The 15,515-nt window shown below is 41.3% G+C and carries 13 protein-coding genes and 1 riboswitch; of the genes, 9 read left to right on the forward strand and 4 right to left on the reverse strand.

Annotation, left to right across the window (positions count from 1 at the left end; all coding sequences use genetic code 11):
* Positions 1-46: 46 nt before the first annotated feature.
* A complete protein-coding gene (gene uvrB / locus PSE72_RS04910; RefSeq protein ID WP_115167709.1) occupies positions 47-2,065 on the forward strand; it encodes an excinuclease ABC subunit UvrB in 2,019 nt (672 codons plus the stop codon).
* Between the two features lie 213 nt (positions 2,066-2,278).
* Here uvrB and PSE72_RS04915 read toward each other — a convergent pair whose 3' ends face one another.
* Entirely contained in the window at positions 2,279-3,187 is a 909-nt protein-coding gene (locus PSE72_RS04915) for a gluconeogenesis factor YvcK family protein (RefSeq protein ID WP_004909155.1), read from the reverse strand.
* Positions 3,188-3,478: 291 nt separating this feature from the next.
* On the opposite strand from PSE72_RS04915, the gene PSE72_RS04920 reads away from it, so the two are divergent.
* From PSE72_RS04920 to PSE72_RS04955, 8 genes are all read left to right on the forward strand, one after another.
* Positions 3,479-3,976 (forward strand): RNA polymerase sigma factor, encoded by a 498-nt coding sequence (locus tag PSE72_RS04920; RefSeq protein WP_115167708.1) that lies wholly within the window; start codon positions 3,479-3,481, stop codon positions 3,974-3,976.
* Positions 3,977-3,978: 2 nt separating this feature from the next.
* On the forward strand, positions 3,979-4,920 hold the full coding sequence (locus PSE72_RS04925; protein WP_198641793.1) for a FecR family protein: 942 nt from the start codon (positions 3,979-3,981) through the stop codon (positions 4,918-4,920).
* Positions 4,921-5,054: 134 nt separating this feature from the next.
* Positions 5,055-7,721, forward strand: coding sequence for a TonB-dependent hemoglobin/transferrin/lactoferrin family receptor (locus PSE72_RS04930; RefSeq protein ID WP_115167706.1), 2,667 nt, complete (start codon positions 5,055-5,057; stop codon positions 7,719-7,721).
* A 432-nt stretch (positions 7,722-8,153) separates the two neighbouring features.
* Positions 8,154-8,293, forward strand: a riboswitch (molybdenum cofactor riboswitch).
* Entirely contained in the window at positions 8,283-9,263 is a 981-nt protein-coding gene (moaA, locus tag PSE72_RS04935; RefSeq protein WP_109910973.1) for a GTP 3',8-cyclase MoaA, read from the forward strand. It overlaps the preceding riboswitch by 11 nt.
* Positions 9,264-9,287: 24 nt before the next feature.
* On the forward strand, positions 9,288-9,764 hold the full coding sequence (moaC, locus tag PSE72_RS04940; RefSeq protein ID WP_109910974.1) for a cyclic pyranopterin monophosphate synthase MoaC: 477 nt from the start codon (positions 9,288-9,290) through the stop codon (positions 9,762-9,764).
* Positions 9,764-10,009: a molybdopterin synthase sulfur carrier subunit gene (gene moaD / locus PSE72_RS04945; RefSeq protein ID WP_004909166.1), complete on the forward strand. Its 246-nt coding sequence runs from the start codon at positions 9,764-9,766 to the stop codon at positions 10,007-10,009. The genes moaC and moaD overlap by 1 nt, the downstream gene beginning before the upstream one ends.
* 1 nt (position 10,010) lies before the next feature.
* On the forward strand, positions 10,011-10,463 hold the full coding sequence (gene moaE, locus PSE72_RS04950) for a molybdopterin synthase catalytic subunit MoaE (protein ID WP_004909169.1): 453 nt from the start codon (positions 10,011-10,013) through the stop codon (positions 10,461-10,463).
* A 133-nt stretch (positions 10,464-10,596) separates the two neighbouring features.
* Positions 10,597-11,304: a Bax inhibitor-1/YccA family protein gene (locus PSE72_RS04955; protein ID WP_109910975.1), complete on the forward strand. Its 708-nt coding sequence runs from the start codon at positions 10,597-10,599 to the stop codon at positions 11,302-11,304.
* A gap of 212 nt (positions 11,305-11,516) precedes the next feature.
* Here the strand turns inward: PSE72_RS04955 and PSE72_RS04960 are convergent, their stop codons facing one another.
* Genes PSE72_RS04960 through PSE72_RS04970 form a run of 3 tightly spaced genes read right to left on the reverse strand, consistent with a single transcriptional unit; the run spans position 11,517 to position 15,508 of the window.
* Positions 11,517-12,623: an ABC transporter permease gene (locus tag PSE72_RS04960; protein ID WP_109910976.1), complete on the reverse strand. Its 1,107-nt coding sequence runs from the start codon at positions 12,621-12,623 to the stop codon at positions 11,517-11,519.
* A 9-nt stretch (positions 12,624-12,632) separates the two neighbouring features.
* Positions 12,633-13,772 (reverse strand): ABC transporter permease, encoded by a 1,140-nt coding sequence (locus PSE72_RS04965; protein WP_110731799.1) that lies wholly within the window; start codon positions 13,770-13,772, stop codon positions 12,633-12,635.
* On the reverse strand, positions 13,769-15,508 hold the full coding sequence (locus tag PSE72_RS04970) for an ATP-binding cassette domain-containing protein (protein WP_115167705.1): 1,740 nt from the start codon (positions 15,506-15,508) through the stop codon (positions 13,769-13,771). Before PSE72_RS04970 ends, PSE72_RS04965 begins: the two co-directional genes overlap by 4 nt.
* Positions 15,509-15,515: the final 7 nt, after the last annotated feature.

Genomic DNA, 15,515 nt, shown 5'->3' on the forward strand with positions numbered 1-15,515 from the left:
TTTTATCCAGTATCATAATGGGAGAAACTAGTTAAGGGGCGTTAATATGAGTAAGGATTTTAAGCTGTATTCTGATTTTCAGCCGGGAGGGGACCAACCCGAAGCCATCCATAAGTTAAGGGAAGGGCTACAAGATGGACTTGCTCATCAAACCCTATTAGGGGTAACGGGGTCTGGTAAGACGTTCACTATTGCCAACGTTATTGCGCAAGAGAACCGGCCTACCATGTTAATGGCGCATAATAAAACCTTAGCGGCACAGCTTTATAGCGAAATGAAAGCCTTCTTCCCAGACAACGCTGTGGAATATTTCGTTTCTTACTATGACTATTATCAGCCTGAAGCTTACGTCCCAAGCTCCGATACTTTCATTGAAAAAGATGCGTCTGTAAACGAACACATTGAGCAAATGCGGTTATCTGCGACCAAGGCCTTACTCGAACGTCGCGATGTGATTGTGGTGGCTTCTGTGTCGGCTATTTACGGTTTGGGTGACCCTGACAGCTACTTAAAAATGATGTTGCACCTAACGGATGGCATGATCATCGACCAACGCTCAATTTTAAGGCGTTTAGCGGACTTGCAATATACGCGGAATGACCAAGCTTTTACGCGGGGGACTTTCCGAGTTCGTGGTGAGGTTATCGATATTTTTCCTGCGGAATCAGACGAGTATGCCTTACGTGTTGAGTTGTTTGATGACGAAGTTGAACGGTTGTCATTATTTGACCCATTGACAGGGCAAATACAACATCGTGTTCCTCGTTTCACCGTTTATCCAAAAACGCACTATGTCACACCGAGAGAGCGTATTCTCGAAGCAATGGAACAAATTAAGGTTGAATTAGCGGATAGACGAAAAGTATTACTAGAAAACAATAAATTACTTGAAGAGCAACGTATTACTCAACGAACGCAATTCGACTTAGAAATGATGAATGAGCTCGGTTATTGTTCAGGTATTGAAAACTATTCACGCTACTTATCGGGTCGTGCTCCTGGCGAGCCGCCGCCGACACTATTTGATTACTTACCCGCAGATGGCTTGCTGGTGGTGGATGAATCTCACGTTACCATCCCGCAAATCGGTGCGATGTACAAAGGGGATCGCTCAAGAAAAGAAACCTTAGTTGAATATGGGTTTCGTCTCCCTTCTGCATTAGATAACCGCCCAATGCGCTTTGAAGAATTTGAAGCCTTAGCTCCTCAAACTATTTATGTGTCGGCAACGCCGGGTAACTACGAGCTTGATAAATCAGGCAATGAAGTGATTGAGCAAGTTGTTAGGCCTACTGGCCTACTTGACCCGATTATTGAAGTCCGCCCAGTTACTACCCAAGTGGATGATTTACTGTCTGAAATCCGTATCCGTGTACAGAAAAATGAACGTGTATTAGTCACTACTTTAACAAAACGTATGGCAGAGGATTTAACGGAATATCTCGAAGAGCACGGTGAGCGAGTGCGTTATCTTCACTCAGATATCGATACAGTCGAGCGTGTGGAAATTATTCGAGACCTGCGACTTGGTGAGTTTGATGTACTGGTTGGGATCAACTTATTAAGAGAAGGCTTGGACATGCCAGAGGTCTCTCTGGTGGCTATTTTGGACGCGGACAAAGAAGGTTTCTTGCGCTCAGAGCGTTCGCTTATTCAAACCATAGGGCGTGCGGCTCGTAACTTAAATGGTAAGGCAATCCTTTATGGAGACAGGATCACCAACTCCATGCAAAAAGCGATTGCAGAAACAGAGCGTCGCCGTGCTAAACAAATGGCGTTCAACGAAGAACATGGAATCGTACCACAAGGTTTGAATAAGAAAATCGGTGATATCCTGCAAATTGGCCACAAAGTGGGTGGTAAAGGAAAAAACCGTACGAAAGACAATGGTAAAAATAATAATTCGGTTGATATCCAATCGATGTCGACAAAAGAGTTGGAGCAACGGATTTCACAACTTGAAGCGCAAATGTATAAGCATGCTCAAGATCTTGAATTTGAAGCGGCTGCGCGAGTCCGAGACGAATTGCAGGAGATACGCTCTCAGTTTATCGCTAATTCGTAATTTTCCTCATACCTCACGCTGTGGGGGTGTTGGCTACGTTTAGTCACTCGGGTCACATATTTATGTATGCTCCCCGAGCTGCCTTCACTTGCCGCCTACCCACAACGCAAAGTATTTTGAAAATAGATTTTGTGGAAATACAGGAAACAAAGGGCTAATTTTAGGGAAGGTTTTCCGCTGCGGGTATTTAGCAGCGGAATGGCGGTTAGGGGGTTATAACAAGTTGATGGTTTCTTCGATGGCTTGCAGTAACAGCTTTCTATCATGGCGATAGGGAATATCGTCAGCTTCGAGTACCCGTTGAATTATTTTGCGTTCAGGGCTGATATTGCTGGTTTGTGTGCGAGGGCCAAGGATTAACGCATCAATTTTTTGGCAACCAATATAATGCTCCATCATTTTTAGCTTGTCAGGCAAAGACAGGTTTGCTGCTGGGGAGCTAATTTCTTTCGCTAAGTTACCAATATAAATCATCGGGGCTTTACATTCGCGCAGTGCAGCTGCAATTTCATCCAAAAGCAATAATGGCATTAAACTGGTAAAAAAGCTGCCGGGGCCGATAATAATTAAGTCTGCTTGGTGGATAGCCTGTAAGGCTTCTTTCGTTGCCTTTACTGTCGGGTATAAGCGTAATTCTTGCGGGATTTCATGTAAGGCATCAACATTCACCTCACCGTATACTTCATTGCCCATTTCATCGATAGCCATTAAATCAACAGGGGATTCCGACATCGGGATCAACTGCGCATCAACTTTTAGCATATTACGGATAAGATTTATGGCTTCTAACGGACGAACACTTAGGTGGTCTAATGATTTTAACATTAAATTACCTAAATTATGGCCTGAAAGTTCACCATTACCGCTGAAACGGTATTCAAACATCGCAGAAGCAATAGATGGCTCAGTAATTAGCTGATTTAAACAGTTACGCATATCTCCCCAAGCGATCCCGCCTTCAGAGCGGCGAATACGGCCTGTTGAGCCCCCATTATCGGTTGTGGTAACAATACCCGTTAAACGAGAACCTAAAGAAGAAAGTGAAGACATCACGCGACCAAGTCCATGCCCGCCACCTAGAGCGACAACATGCCTGAGATCCGCCAGACTGCAATTCGGCATAGTGTTCCTATATCAGTTAATTTTCAGTACTTATAAAAGCAAGTAAACCAGCGAGTTACGAAATGCGTTTTTTACGCTAAGCCCGTTTTATGGCGACTAAAATAAATTGGGCGTTAATCTATCATAAAACATCATTCTTAGCTTAAGTACTGTGACAAAAAACAATAAAAGAGACGATTCTGTATTGATGTGAGTCTTAGAAGGAAAAATGCGCTAGGGAGTTTTCATTTTAAATTATTATCTATATTATGTAAATAATTCTCATTTTCATTATTTATTTTATGGATCAATATGTCTGATTCAGAATTACAGCGCCTGTTTGCTCGCCATTCATCGTCGTTATGCCGTTATCTGAATATGTACCTTAAAGACCATAATTTAAGTATGGATATCACACAGGAAAGCTTTGCTCGAATGGCAGAGTTAATGAAAACATCAACTATTCAAGATTTTGATGCGTATTTGTATCGCATTGCGAAAAACCTGATGGTTGACCATTTCCGGCTACAGAAAAAACAACAATTAATGGCGATCAGTGACCAACACTGGCAAGAGATCCCATCACGGGTAAAAGGCCTTGAAGCCACGGTTATTCATGACCAACAACTCGCACAAATTCAGAAAATTATTCAATCTTTGCCGTCCAGGACTCAGGAGATATTTCGCTTGCATCGAGAAGAAGGATTAGCTCAAACGGAAGTGGCGCAGCGCTTAAATATTTCATTAAGCACAGTCGAAAAACATTTAGCCAATGCATTGGCAATGCTAATTCATAAATGGAGAGACTAGTCATGAAGCCATCTGATAGTCCATCTGAAATTGAAAACAAAGCCGCAATGTGGGTTGTTAAAACAACGCAACGAGAGCTGACGTCGCAAGAAAATGAAGATTTCCAGTCTTGGCTCAATGCGTCAGAGTTACATAAGTCTACATACTATCGTGCACGGCAATTATGGGCATTAACAGCCAATAAACCGCGACAACAAACAGTAGATAACCAACAGGGAATGAATAAAAAGAGGCGGCCTCGCTATATTGGTTTATCAATAGCGGCGGTTGTGCTAGTGAGTGTGTTATCCATGTCAATTTGGTATTTTCAATATACACAGCCAGTGGATTACTATGCGAAAACCGGTGAAATACAGCATATTACCTTACCTGATGGTAGCCGTGTTGACCTCGACAGTGGTGCGCAATTGCAATTAGCGTTTAGCCCGCAGTATCGGCAAGTTAATTTATTACGAGGGCGTGCTTATTTTACTGTTGCACCAAAAACGGATACGGAACCAAGGCCTTTTCAGGTTATGGCGAAAAATGGGATAACTCAGGCACTTGGCACTGAATTTTCAGTTGATAATGAAAATAGCAAAGTAGCAGTCAGTGTTTATCAACACAGTGTAAAGGTGTCACTATTATCAGGGCAAGAAATGGTCATTCCAGCAGGAAATTTCACTCAATATCAATCAGATATAACGCCTATGACTTCCATGGTCAACTCACATTCTACGGTATGGCGAGAAGGACAAATTATTTTTCAGCAGCAAACCTTTCCGGAGGTTATTGCTGAAATAAATCGATACCGTGACAAGCAAATTATTTTATTGACTGAGGAGCGAGTCGGGCACATTAGTGGTGTATTACAAATTAACACACTTGATAGTGGGCTAACGCATTTGGTGTCATCGTATGGCTTATCCGTTTATGAAACTCCATTTTTCACTTTAATATATTGATTATTAATAATTAATATAGATATCGAATAATAATAAATTATTTTTTTAAAATTTATTTACGGGTTTTCCTAATTCCTGCGTCTTGATCTAAGTGATTATGATTTTTATTACCATTATCATTTTAGGGATGGGAAATGGCTCAAAAAAAGCACCACTATAAAAAAGCAACACTCTGTGTTCACCTTGCATTATTTACGTTACCAGCATTTTCATTTTTCAATCTAGCACAGGCTAACTCAGCGGTAGCATCCGCACAGCAGGAAATAACATTTTCTGTTGAGGCAGGCTCACTTGAAAATGCTTTGCTGCAATTCGCTCGGCAAGCAAAGGTAGAAATTATCATTCAGAGCCGAGAAATTAATGAGTTACAAAGCCAAGGCTTGAAAGGAAGCTTTACGCTACAGGAGGGATTACGTCGATTAATTGGTTCAAACCCTGTGCAATATCAATTACAAAATAACCGAATAACTATTGAGCGTATCACGCCTACTACCGGTGATTCGGTGATTAAGCTAGATAACATTACCGTCACAGCAAGCCAGATCCAACAAGGGGATTGGGTATATAACAGTCCATCATCTGTCAGTGTGATTAGTAAAAAACAAATTGATGACCGCCCACCAAAGCACATAGCTGATGTGTTAGAGCTAACGACAGGTGTCTATTCGAGTGTTAGCCAGCAAGACCCTTCTTTATCTGTGAATATCCGTGGGATACAGGATTATGGCCGTGTGAATATGAATATCGATGGTATGCGGCAAAACTTTCAAAAAAGCGGACATGGGCAGCGCAATGGTTCTATGTATATCGACTCAGAACTGCTTTCTGGGGTGGAAATACAAAAGGGCAATACAAGTGGGATGGGGAGCGGTGGAACCTTAGGTGGTGTGGCGACCTTCAATACAGTCAACGCGTCTGATTTTTTATCAAAAGATAAAACTTTTGGTGGAAAATTACATGCGAGTACGGGGTCAAATAATACTCATTTTATTGGCAGTAGTGTGCTGGCATTAGGGAATGAAAACGCGGATTTGTTATTTGCGGCCAGTGAACGACGTCTTGGGGATTATAAACCAGGAACTCACGGTAATATCGGTAATATTCGAGTCAATAATGGGGCAGGGCATTATGATGAACTTGCGCACCAATTAAAACACACTCGTATTAATGACAGTAATTACCGAATGACCTCTTATTTGGCAAAAGCCGGTTGGAATATAAGTGACGAACAGCGTTTACAATTTAATTACTTAGAAACCAAAGTGGCAACGCCAAATGCAGGAACGCTAACGAATTTAGGTAGCTCGTGGCCTTATAAGCTAGGGTGGAAAAGTAGCGGTTTCAGTGATGTAACAGCCAAGAATTATTCCCTTGATTACACTCAATTTAGCGATAACCCATGGAGCACCGAGCTAAAAGGAAAAGTGTATTTTGTTGATACCAAAGACAATACAGATACCTATTCCACTAGCCAAATTTATAATAATGGCTACCAGATGGACACTCGAGTCAAAACGGTAGGGATACAGCTTGAAAATCATTCAGAAATTGAATTTAACCATAACAATGTATTAAAAGCGCATTATGGTTTGGAAACTTTCCAAGACAAAGCGAGTAGTAGTTCGACACGTGAAGCGGCGAGTGGAGTGACACCGGACGGAAAACGTTCATTGAGCTCACTTTTCACTAATTTGACTTATGAATACGATGATTGGTTAACATTAGAAGGGGGAATGCGTTATGACTATTATTCTCTCAAAGGCCAAACGAGTATGAGTTATGCAGTACTTCCTTATACCAAAGACAATCCATGTACAGGAAGAAGGTTACGTGATTGCAAGGTTGTTATGACGACGGAAAATTGGGATGTTGATAACTCAGAAGGGGCATTTTCACCCCATATTCGTTTAGCGGTGCGTCCTAATCTTGAATGGATGGAATTGTTTACCAGTTATGGGCGGTCATGGCGCCCGCCAGCGATTACAGAAACGTTAACCACAGGAAGTGCTCACAGTAGTTCGACTCAATTTCCCAATCCGTATTTAAAACCTGAGCGTTCAAATGCTTGGGAAGTGGGGATGAACATCAATTATCCGCAATTGTTTATCGAAGAAGACCGATTTGTGGCAAAAGTTGCCTATTTTGATACACGTGTAGATAACTACATTAACTTAGCGATTGACCGTAAGAAACCAGGGATGGTTAGCCCTAATATTGGAAATGCTGCTTATAGCAACAACTTGGTTGCGACCCGTTTTAGAGGGGTTGAATATCAACTAAATTACGACGCAGGTTTTGTGTATGCAGACCTGACCTTTACCCATATGATTGGCAAAAATAAATTTTGTTCACATCCTGCATGGCTAGGTGGTGTATTGAAGTATGGCGAAGACGTTGGCCCAGGTAACTGGTATGTTGAGCCAAATGAGGCATCAAATAACCATGTGGATTGTGACAGCAGCGCCATTTTCAGCAGTGCAGCGAACTTACCCGGTGACCGTGGTTCCTTTACATTAGGTGGGCGAGCGTTTGATAGAAAACTCGATGGTGGTGTAGTCGTTCGCTTCACGCCAGGTTTTCAAGACTACTCAGTACAATCAAATTCCCCTTACTTAGCTGACTGGCCTAAATATACATTGATTGATTTATATGCAAGTTATGCATTAACCGATAATTTAACTATTCGAGGAAATGTCGAAAACTTGACTAATCGGGCGTACGTGGTTAGTTATGGGGAAAGCTTGGCCAATACGTTAGGTAGAGGGCGAACGGTGTCGGGCGGGATAGAATACCGTTTCTAAATACACGTCATACTTTACGCTGTCGTGTTATTGGTTAATAAATTTTGCACCTTACTATTTATTTTTAATTGATATGCCAATTATTCAATTTGAAATATCGGTTTTGATAAGCGTTGAGTGTTGATATTTATAACGTAAACAATTAGATGGGGAGCTTGCTCCCCATTTTAGATCTATATCAATAAATGTTTAATTAAATAGTTAGAGATGTTAATCAATTAGTATGAAATTATGCTTTTTAAAGCCATCTAAAATGGAAAATTATCAGTGATAATAATAGCTTCGGTGATTCTATAATATCTTTTGTAAGTCGCTGTATATAATAGTATATATCGAATTGCAATTCGCTTTTTCAATTTCTATCGGCTAGAATCCTTACATAAATTAAGTGAACAGAGTGACGCATTTTACAGTTTAAAATCAGTGACTCGGTTCCAAATAAAACTCCTAGCCTTTGCGTCTAAGTTTGAATGACTGAATATGATGCACTGGCCGTGGCCTAGAGCCACCAGGGTGCAAGATAGAAATGTCTGCATCTCCCGTACTTGGAAAGGTGTGATTATGCAGCAACTTGTCGATCAATTTGACCGGAAATTTTACTATCTCCGGCTTTCTATAACAGATGTTTGCAACTTTCGTTGCACATACTGTCTACCCGATGGCTACAAGCCAAGCGGTCGTCATGAATTCTTAACATTAGATGAAATTCGTCGTATTAGTACGGCATTCGCAGAATTAGGCACAGAAAAAGTGCGTATTACGGGCGGTGAACCGACCATGCGCAAAGATTTCAGTGATATTATTGCTGCCATCAATGAAAATGAATCGATCAAAAAAATCGCCGTGACCACCAATGGCTATCGTATGGCCAGAGACGTAAAAGAGTGGAAAGATGCTGGACTGAACGCGATCAACGTGAGTGTTGATAGCCTCGATCCACGTCAATTTGCGGCGATCACGGGACAAGACAAATTCTTTCAGGTGATGAAAGGTATTGATGCTGCTTTTGAAGCTGGCTTTGAAAAAGTCAAAGTGAACGCGGTATTAATGAAAAATGTCAACGATATCGCTTTGAAGTCATTCCTAAACTGGATCAAACATCGTCCTATTCAATTACGTTTTATTGAGTTAATGGAAACCGGCGACGGCAGCGATATTTTCCAACGTTTTCATATTTCGGGTGAAACTATTCGCGAGCGTTTAATTGAAGAAGGCTGGTATATGCTTCCACGTTCCCGAAGCGACGGCCCTGCTCAAGTCTTTAGTCACCCAGATTACCAAGGCGAAATCGGGCTTATCATGCCGTATGAAAAAGATTTTTGCCAAAGCTGTAACCGCTTACGTGTTTCCTCACTAGGAAACCTACATTTATGTTTATTTGGTGAAAATGGCATTCCGCTGCGTGATTTATTGGGTGCAGATGACCAAAACGAAGCGTTAAAAGCCCGCATTCAGCGAGGCTTACACCATAAACGAGAAACCCATTTTCTGCATATGGGTGATAGCGGAATTACACCTAATTTATCTGTAATCGGCGGTTAACTCTTTTTTATTTCAGGAGAAGATATGTCCCAACTGACTCACCTCAATGCGTCGGGCGAGGCGCATATGGTTGATGTTTCAGCCAAAGCTGAAACTGTTCGTGAAGCTCGCGCAGAAGCTTATGTCACTATGAATCCAGCAACTCTAACGATGATTGTTGACGGTAGCCATCATAAAGGCGATGTGTTTGCCACGGCGCGTATTGCGGGTATTCAAGCGGCAAAAAATACCTGGCAGCTTATCCCATTATGCCACCCACTGCTGTTAACCAAAGTTGAAGTGATACTCAAAGCGGAACCTGAGCATAACCGAGTTCGTATTGAAACTTGTTGCCGATTAACAGGGAAAACAGGGGTTGAAATGGAAGCATTAACTGCTGCATCCGTTGCTGCTTTGACGATTTATGACATGTGTAAAGCAGTGCAAAAAGATATGGTGATTGGCCCTGTTCGTTTATTAGAAAAAACAGGCGGTAAGTCTGGACATTTTAAGGTGGAATAATGATCACAGTATTATTTTTTGCTCAAGTACGTGAGCTAGTCGGAACAGAACGCTTAGAACTCACTGACACTTACCAAAAAGTTGAAGATTTACGTCAAGCGCTTTCACAAAAAGGCGATCGCTGGGCGTTGGCACTTGAAGATGGCAAATTACTTGCCGCTGTTAATCAATCATTTGTTTCACTAGACCACCCACTCTCAGAAGGGGACGAAGTGGCCTTTTTCCCACCAGTCACTGGGGGGTGATATGGAAAACACCCATATTGCAGTACAAACAGAAAATTTTAGTGTTGGCGAGCAATATCAATGGCTTGCTCAATGCGATAGTGATGGCGCAGTCGTGACTTTTACGGGGAAAGTGCGTAACCATAATTTAGGTGACAGTGTTGCGGCATTAACACTCGAACACTACCCGGGAATGACAGAAAAAGCGTTAACAAATATAGTTGTAGAAGCAAAAGAACGTTGGCCATTGCAGCGAGTCAGTGTGATCCACCGTATTGGTACCTTACAACCTGGCGAAGAAATTGTTTTTGTTGGGGTGACGAGTGCCCATCGAAATGCAGCATTTCAAGCTGCTGAATTTATTATGGATTACTTAAAAACTAAAGCACCATTTTGGAAAAAAGAAACATTACCTGAAAATGAGCGATGGGTGGAAGCGAAAGAAACCGACGAGGCGTCTGCAAACCGCTGGTAATCGCACTTTTTCCTCTGAAAAATACGAATTTGCTGAATGGTATTGTCAAAAGAATGTGTTAGACTTTGGTTAATTTCTCCGATTACAGTATTTTTACTGGGTCGATTTTTCTTTTAGCGAAAGGGTAACCATCATGGGTCAGTTTGATCAACGTAATGATTCTCTTGTCCAGGGTGCCAATACTGGCGTTCAGGCATTTATGTCGCAAGTATACGGCTGGATGACAGTCGGTCTACTGCTGACAGCTTTTGTTGCATGGTATTCAGTTAGCAGCGGTTTGTACTACACCATTGCAACCAATAAAATTCTCTTTTTTGGAATGATTATTGCTGAGCTCGGTTTAGTGATGGGAATTTCATTCCTACTGCAAAAAATTAGTGGCATGGCAGCAACGGGCATGTTTATGCTCTATTCATTGCTCACAGGCTTAACGATTTCAGTTATTCTTGCTGCGTATACAGGTGAGTCTGTTGCGGGCACATTTGTCATTACCGCGGTAATGTTTGGTGCATTAAGCTTCTACGGCTATACCACTAAACGTAGCTTAACAGGTATGGGTAACTTCCTGTTTATGGCGCTGATTGGTATTGTTGTTGCTTCTTTGGTTAACATCTGGCTGCAAAGCACCATGATGTATTGGGTGATCACATACGGTGGTGTTTTACTGTTTGCTGCTTTAACCGCGTATGACACACAAAAACTGAAAGAAATGGGTTCACAAATTGATGAAAACGACAGAGAAACAATGCGTAAATACTCTATCATGGGTGCATTATCTCTGTATTTAGACTTCATTAACCTGTTCTTAATGTTACTGCGTATCTTTGGCGACCGTCGCTAATTTGGTTGGCATTCCTCATTACTCAGTGAAATGAGGGGATAGCAGTCGTTAAAATTGAAAACCCTTGTTACTTTGGTAACAAGGGTTTTTTGATCTAAATACTATCGTAAAATATGATTTGAATATTATTAGCTCATTTGTAATTCAAGATGTTAATGGTAGTTCCAGCACTTTTAGTTGTACTTTCAAAGCGTAATGTTGTTTCTTTATGATCACGCTATTTTCTTCCTAAATAAATAATAAGCCACTGAACTGGTGATTATCGCAATGATAAATAATGGCCATAAACTATGGAAGATAACTGAAAAATCAGCATTTTTTAGGTATATCTGCTTAGTGATTTCAGTAAAGTGGCGAATTGGGTTAATCCAAGTAATTTGTTGCAGCCAAACTGGCATGTTCTCGACTGGGGAAATATAACCTGATAACAACACCGCTGGCATCATAAATACAAATACCCCAATGAACGCTTGTTGCTGAGTTGAACACAGTGCTGAAATAAGTAAACCAAATCCCACCAATGACAATCCGTAAAATAACATGGTGGCATAAAACAGGAGCAGGGAGCCAGCAAAAGGAATTTGATAGCAAAAGATCCCAATAACTAGGACTAAGCTCGCCTGTGCAGTCGCAACGATCAATGCAGGCACCGCCTTACCAATAAATATTTGCCAAGTGGTCAGGGGAGAAACGAGTAATTGGTCAAGGGTGCCTTGTTCTCTTTCCCTCGCGATAGAAAGAGATGTCACAATCAATACCCCAATCGTCGTTATTAAAGCTACCAATGAAGGTACAATAAACCATTTATAATCTAAATTTGGGTTGTACCAATTTCGAACGATTAATTTACTGTTGTTTGGTACGGGTTGTGATTGAGTTAGCTCATGTTGGTATTGAGTGACAATTTGTGCAACATAGTTTGCTGCAATTTGCGCACTATTTGAATTACGTCCATCAAGGAGTAACAGCATATTAGCATTATGGTGACTTGCAATATCAGCACTAAAATTTTGCCCAAAACGGACAACCAGCAGCGCCTTGCGGTTATCAAGCGTTTCACGAATATCGTGTTCATTCTTCAATAATAAAACTTGAGAAAACGCACTGGCTTTAGCGAGACGTTGCGTCAGCTCGATAGAATGCTCACCATTGTCTTGGTCAAAGATAGCAATAGTTGTGTTAGTCACCTCAAGTGTGGCGGCCAGAGGAAATAAAATCATCTGAAATATTACGGGTAAAATGAGGATAACCCGTGTTTGCGGTTCTTGAAGTAATGATTGAAGTTCTTTCATAATTAAGGTGTATAGACGATAAAACATAACTTCACCTCAATCCAAACGACGGCGAGTTTTTAGCGCCGTTAGTCCAATAAATAGTATTGCAGATGCGATTAATAGCAGAAAATCTATCAATAAAACGATATAGATATCACCGGCAAGAAAGAGTGTTTGTAAGCTACTGACAAAATACCGAGCAGGGATAAAATAAGTCACAGCCTGAATAATGGCTGGCATGCTATCAATTTCAAAAATAAACCCAGATAACATAATAGCAGGTAAGAAGGCGGCATTCAGAGCGACCATCGCTGCATTAAATTGGTTACGAGTAATTGTTGAAATCAATAACCCCATTCCCAGTGCGGTTGCCAAATAAAGACTGGTAATGACAAATAAGACCAATAGAGAACCGCGATAGGGTACCCCTAAGATAAATGTGGTAACAAACATGCATAACACCATCACAAAAGTACCGAGAACTTGGTAAGGCAATAATTTTGAAAGCAATAATTCAGTTTTAGTAATCTGAGTTGAAAGTAATGCTTCCATCGTGCCACGTTCCCATTCTCTTGCGATAACTAAAGAGGTCAAAATGGCACCAACTACGGTAATAATGATACTAATTGCACCTGGAATAATAAAATGCTGACTAATTGCAGCTTCATTAAACCAATAGCGCATATTGAGCTCAATTAAGGGTTCTGTTGGGTAGCCTTTATTTTCCCCTTGTTGAATTAGCCACGTTTGCCACACGCCTTGAGTATAAGCTTGTACAAAGTTAGCGGTATTTGGTTCGCTACCATCAGTAATGACTTGAATTGCAGCATTGCCTTGTTTTTTCAACAATTCGGCTGCGAAATTCACTGGGATGACGATAATGCCGCGAATTTCTCCTGCTTGCATTTTATCGATTAATAAATGGCGGTTATTACTAATGGTGGCATCAATAAATGGTGAGCCCGTGAAGGTATCAACCAATTCACGTGCTTGCGAACTTTGTTGCTCAAGTAAAATACCGACACGTAATTTACTTGAGTCTAAATTGATACCGTAACCAAAAATAAATAATAACATCAATGGGATAAGTACAGCTATAAGGGCGCTGCTAGGATCCCGCACAATTTGTTTACTTTCTTTCCAGCATAGCGCTTTAAGCCTACGCCATGAAAAATGGGAAGCGGTGTGAGTCATTGAGCCTCCTGTTGCTTATCATAATTCATGATAAGCTCAATAAATGCATCTTCCATGGAAGGATCAGGGTTTTCAGTACTGGCGATTTGCTGTTTCAGTTCATCAGGGGTTCCTGCTGCAATAATTTTTCCATGGTAAACCAACCCGATACGGTCACAATACTCTGCCTCATCCATAAAGTGGGTCGTAACCATAACGGTAACGCCTTTATCAACCATCCCATTGATATGTAACCAAAATTCCCTACGAGTTAGTGGGTCAACTCCTGAGGTCGGCTCATCTAAAAATAAGATATCAGGCTCATGCATCAATGAGCAGGCGAGGGCTAAACGTTGTTTATAACCCAAAGGGAGGGATTCAGTAACCTGATTGATAATCGGTTTGAAGTTAAAAGCCTCAACCATTTCTTGGATTTTTTTTGCTTGTTGTTGATGATGCAAACCATAAACACCTGAAAAAAATTTCAGGTTTTGCCCTACTTTTAGGTTGCCATACAGCGAGAACTTTTGTGCCATATAACCAAGGTGCTGTCTGACTTTGTTTGAACTTGTTTTTAAATCCATTCCAAGAACGAGTGCTTGCCCATCTGTTGGCTTCATTAACGCACACATCATTTTAAAAGTCGTCGATTTCCCTGCGCCATTTGGCCCCAATAAACCAAAAATTTCTCCACGTTTAACTTGGAAATTTACGGTATCAGTTGCCGCAAATTGGCCAAATTTTTTGGTTAAGTTACGCGCTTCTATGACGGTTTCTTCAGGATTAGGCGGAATTTGCGGTACGATAGCGGCTAATTCTGAACGATGAGATGGACCCCCACCTAATAAGTCAATAAACGCATCTTCAAAACGCGGCTGCGCCTCAATGAGTTTTCCATCTGCCATATTTAATGCAGTTAATAAATTCGCTTGTGACGCATTAGGTTTCAAAATTAAGCGAATATAGCGGCCTTGGATCACGCCATCGGTGGTTTCAGGTAATACGAGTGCATTTTGCAATACCGTGCGTTTTTGTGAGGCAGGTACATCAAGTAAAAACGAACGTCCTGCCATTTTTTGAGTCAATAATTCGGGTTTTCCTGCATAAAGCTGTTTGCCTTTATTTAACAGTAGCACATTTTTACATAGCTGAGCTTCATCTAAATAGGAGGTACTCCAAAGAATTAGCATTCCATCATCGGCAAGAGTATGAACCATTTGCCATAATTCGCGTCGAGCGATGGGATCAACACCAACACCGGGTTCGTCGAGTAAAAGAACTTTGGGTTTTCCTAATAATGTACAGGCTAATCCGAGTTTTTGCTTCATTCCTCCCGATAACTTACCGGCTAGCCTATCGGTAAAAGGAGCTAGGCTGGTGAAAGAAAGCAGTTGTTGGTAGGTTTTTTGCCGCTCTTCGCCGAGTACCCCACGCAAATCTGCATACAAATTTAAATTTTCTTGTACGGTCAGGTCTTCATATAAACCAAATTTTTGGGGCATATAGCCTAGGCTGGCTCGCATAGCAATGCTGTCGTCGATAGGGTCGAGCCCCATCACGCTAATTTTCCCTGCATCTGGCTTTAATAGTCCTGCAATCATACGCATTAAGGTTGTCTTTCCTGCACCATCAGGGCCGACAAGGCCTGTTACAGAACCCCCATGAATTTCGATTGTTAAACTTTCAACGGCTGGAGTATCCAAGCCAACAAATGTTTTCTCGACTTTGGATAGGCGGATACTGTAATCATCACTCATAGCAAAC

Source organism: Providencia sp. PROV116 (assembly GCF_028482485.1).
In the GTDB taxonomy this organism is placed as follows: domain Bacteria; phylum Pseudomonadota; class Gammaproteobacteria; order Enterobacterales; family Enterobacteriaceae; genus Providencia; species Providencia rettgeri.

What these genes read in the sequence shown, in the direction of transcription:
- moaA (WP_109910973.1), top strand. Translation starts at nt 8,283, where the DNA reads ATGCAGCAACTTGTCGATCAATTTGACCGGAAATTTTACTATCTCCGG.
- PSE72_RS04965 (WP_110731799.1), bottom strand. Translation starts at nt 13,772, where the DNA reads ATGACTCACACCGCTTCCCATTTTTCATGGCGTAGGCTTAAAGCGCTA.
- uvrB (WP_115167709.1), top strand. Translation starts at nt 47, where the DNA reads ATGAGTAAGGATTTTAAGCTGTATTCTGATTTTCAGCCGGGAGGGGAC.
- moaD (WP_004909166.1), top strand. Translation starts at nt 9,764, where the DNA reads ATGATCACAGTATTATTTTTTGCTCAAGTACGTGAGCTAGTCGGAACA.
- PSE72_RS04970 (WP_115167705.1), bottom strand. Translation starts at nt 15,508, where the DNA reads ATGAGTGATGATTACAGTATCCGCCTATCCAAAGTCGAGAAAACATTT.
- PSE72_RS04925 (WP_198641793.1), top strand. Translation starts at nt 3,979, where the DNA reads ATGAAGCCATCTGATAGTCCATCTGAAATTGAAAACAAAGCCGCAATG.
- PSE72_RS04930 (WP_115167706.1), top strand. Translation starts at nt 5,055, where the DNA reads ATGGCTCAAAAAAAGCACCACTATAAAAAAGCAACACTCTGTGTTCAC.
- PSE72_RS04920 (WP_115167708.1), top strand. Translation starts at nt 3,479, where the DNA reads ATGTCTGATTCAGAATTACAGCGCCTGTTTGCTCGCCATTCATCGTCG.
- moaC (WP_109910974.1), top strand. Translation starts at nt 9,288, where the DNA reads ATGTCCCAACTGACTCACCTCAATGCGTCGGGCGAGGCGCATATGGTT.
- PSE72_RS04955 (WP_109910975.1), top strand. Translation starts at nt 10,597, where the DNA reads ATGGGTCAGTTTGATCAACGTAATGATTCTCTTGTCCAGGGTGCCAAT.
- moaE (WP_004909169.1), top strand. Translation starts at nt 10,011, where the DNA reads ATGGAAAACACCCATATTGCAGTACAAACAGAAAATTTTAGTGTTGGC.
- PSE72_RS04915 (WP_004909155.1), bottom strand. Translation starts at nt 3,187, where the DNA reads ATGCCGAATTGCAGTCTGGCGGATCTCAGGCATGTTGTCGCTCTAGGT.
- PSE72_RS04960 (WP_109910976.1), bottom strand. Translation starts at nt 12,623, where the DNA reads ATGTTTTATCGTCTATACACCTTAATTATGAAAGAACTTCAATCATTA.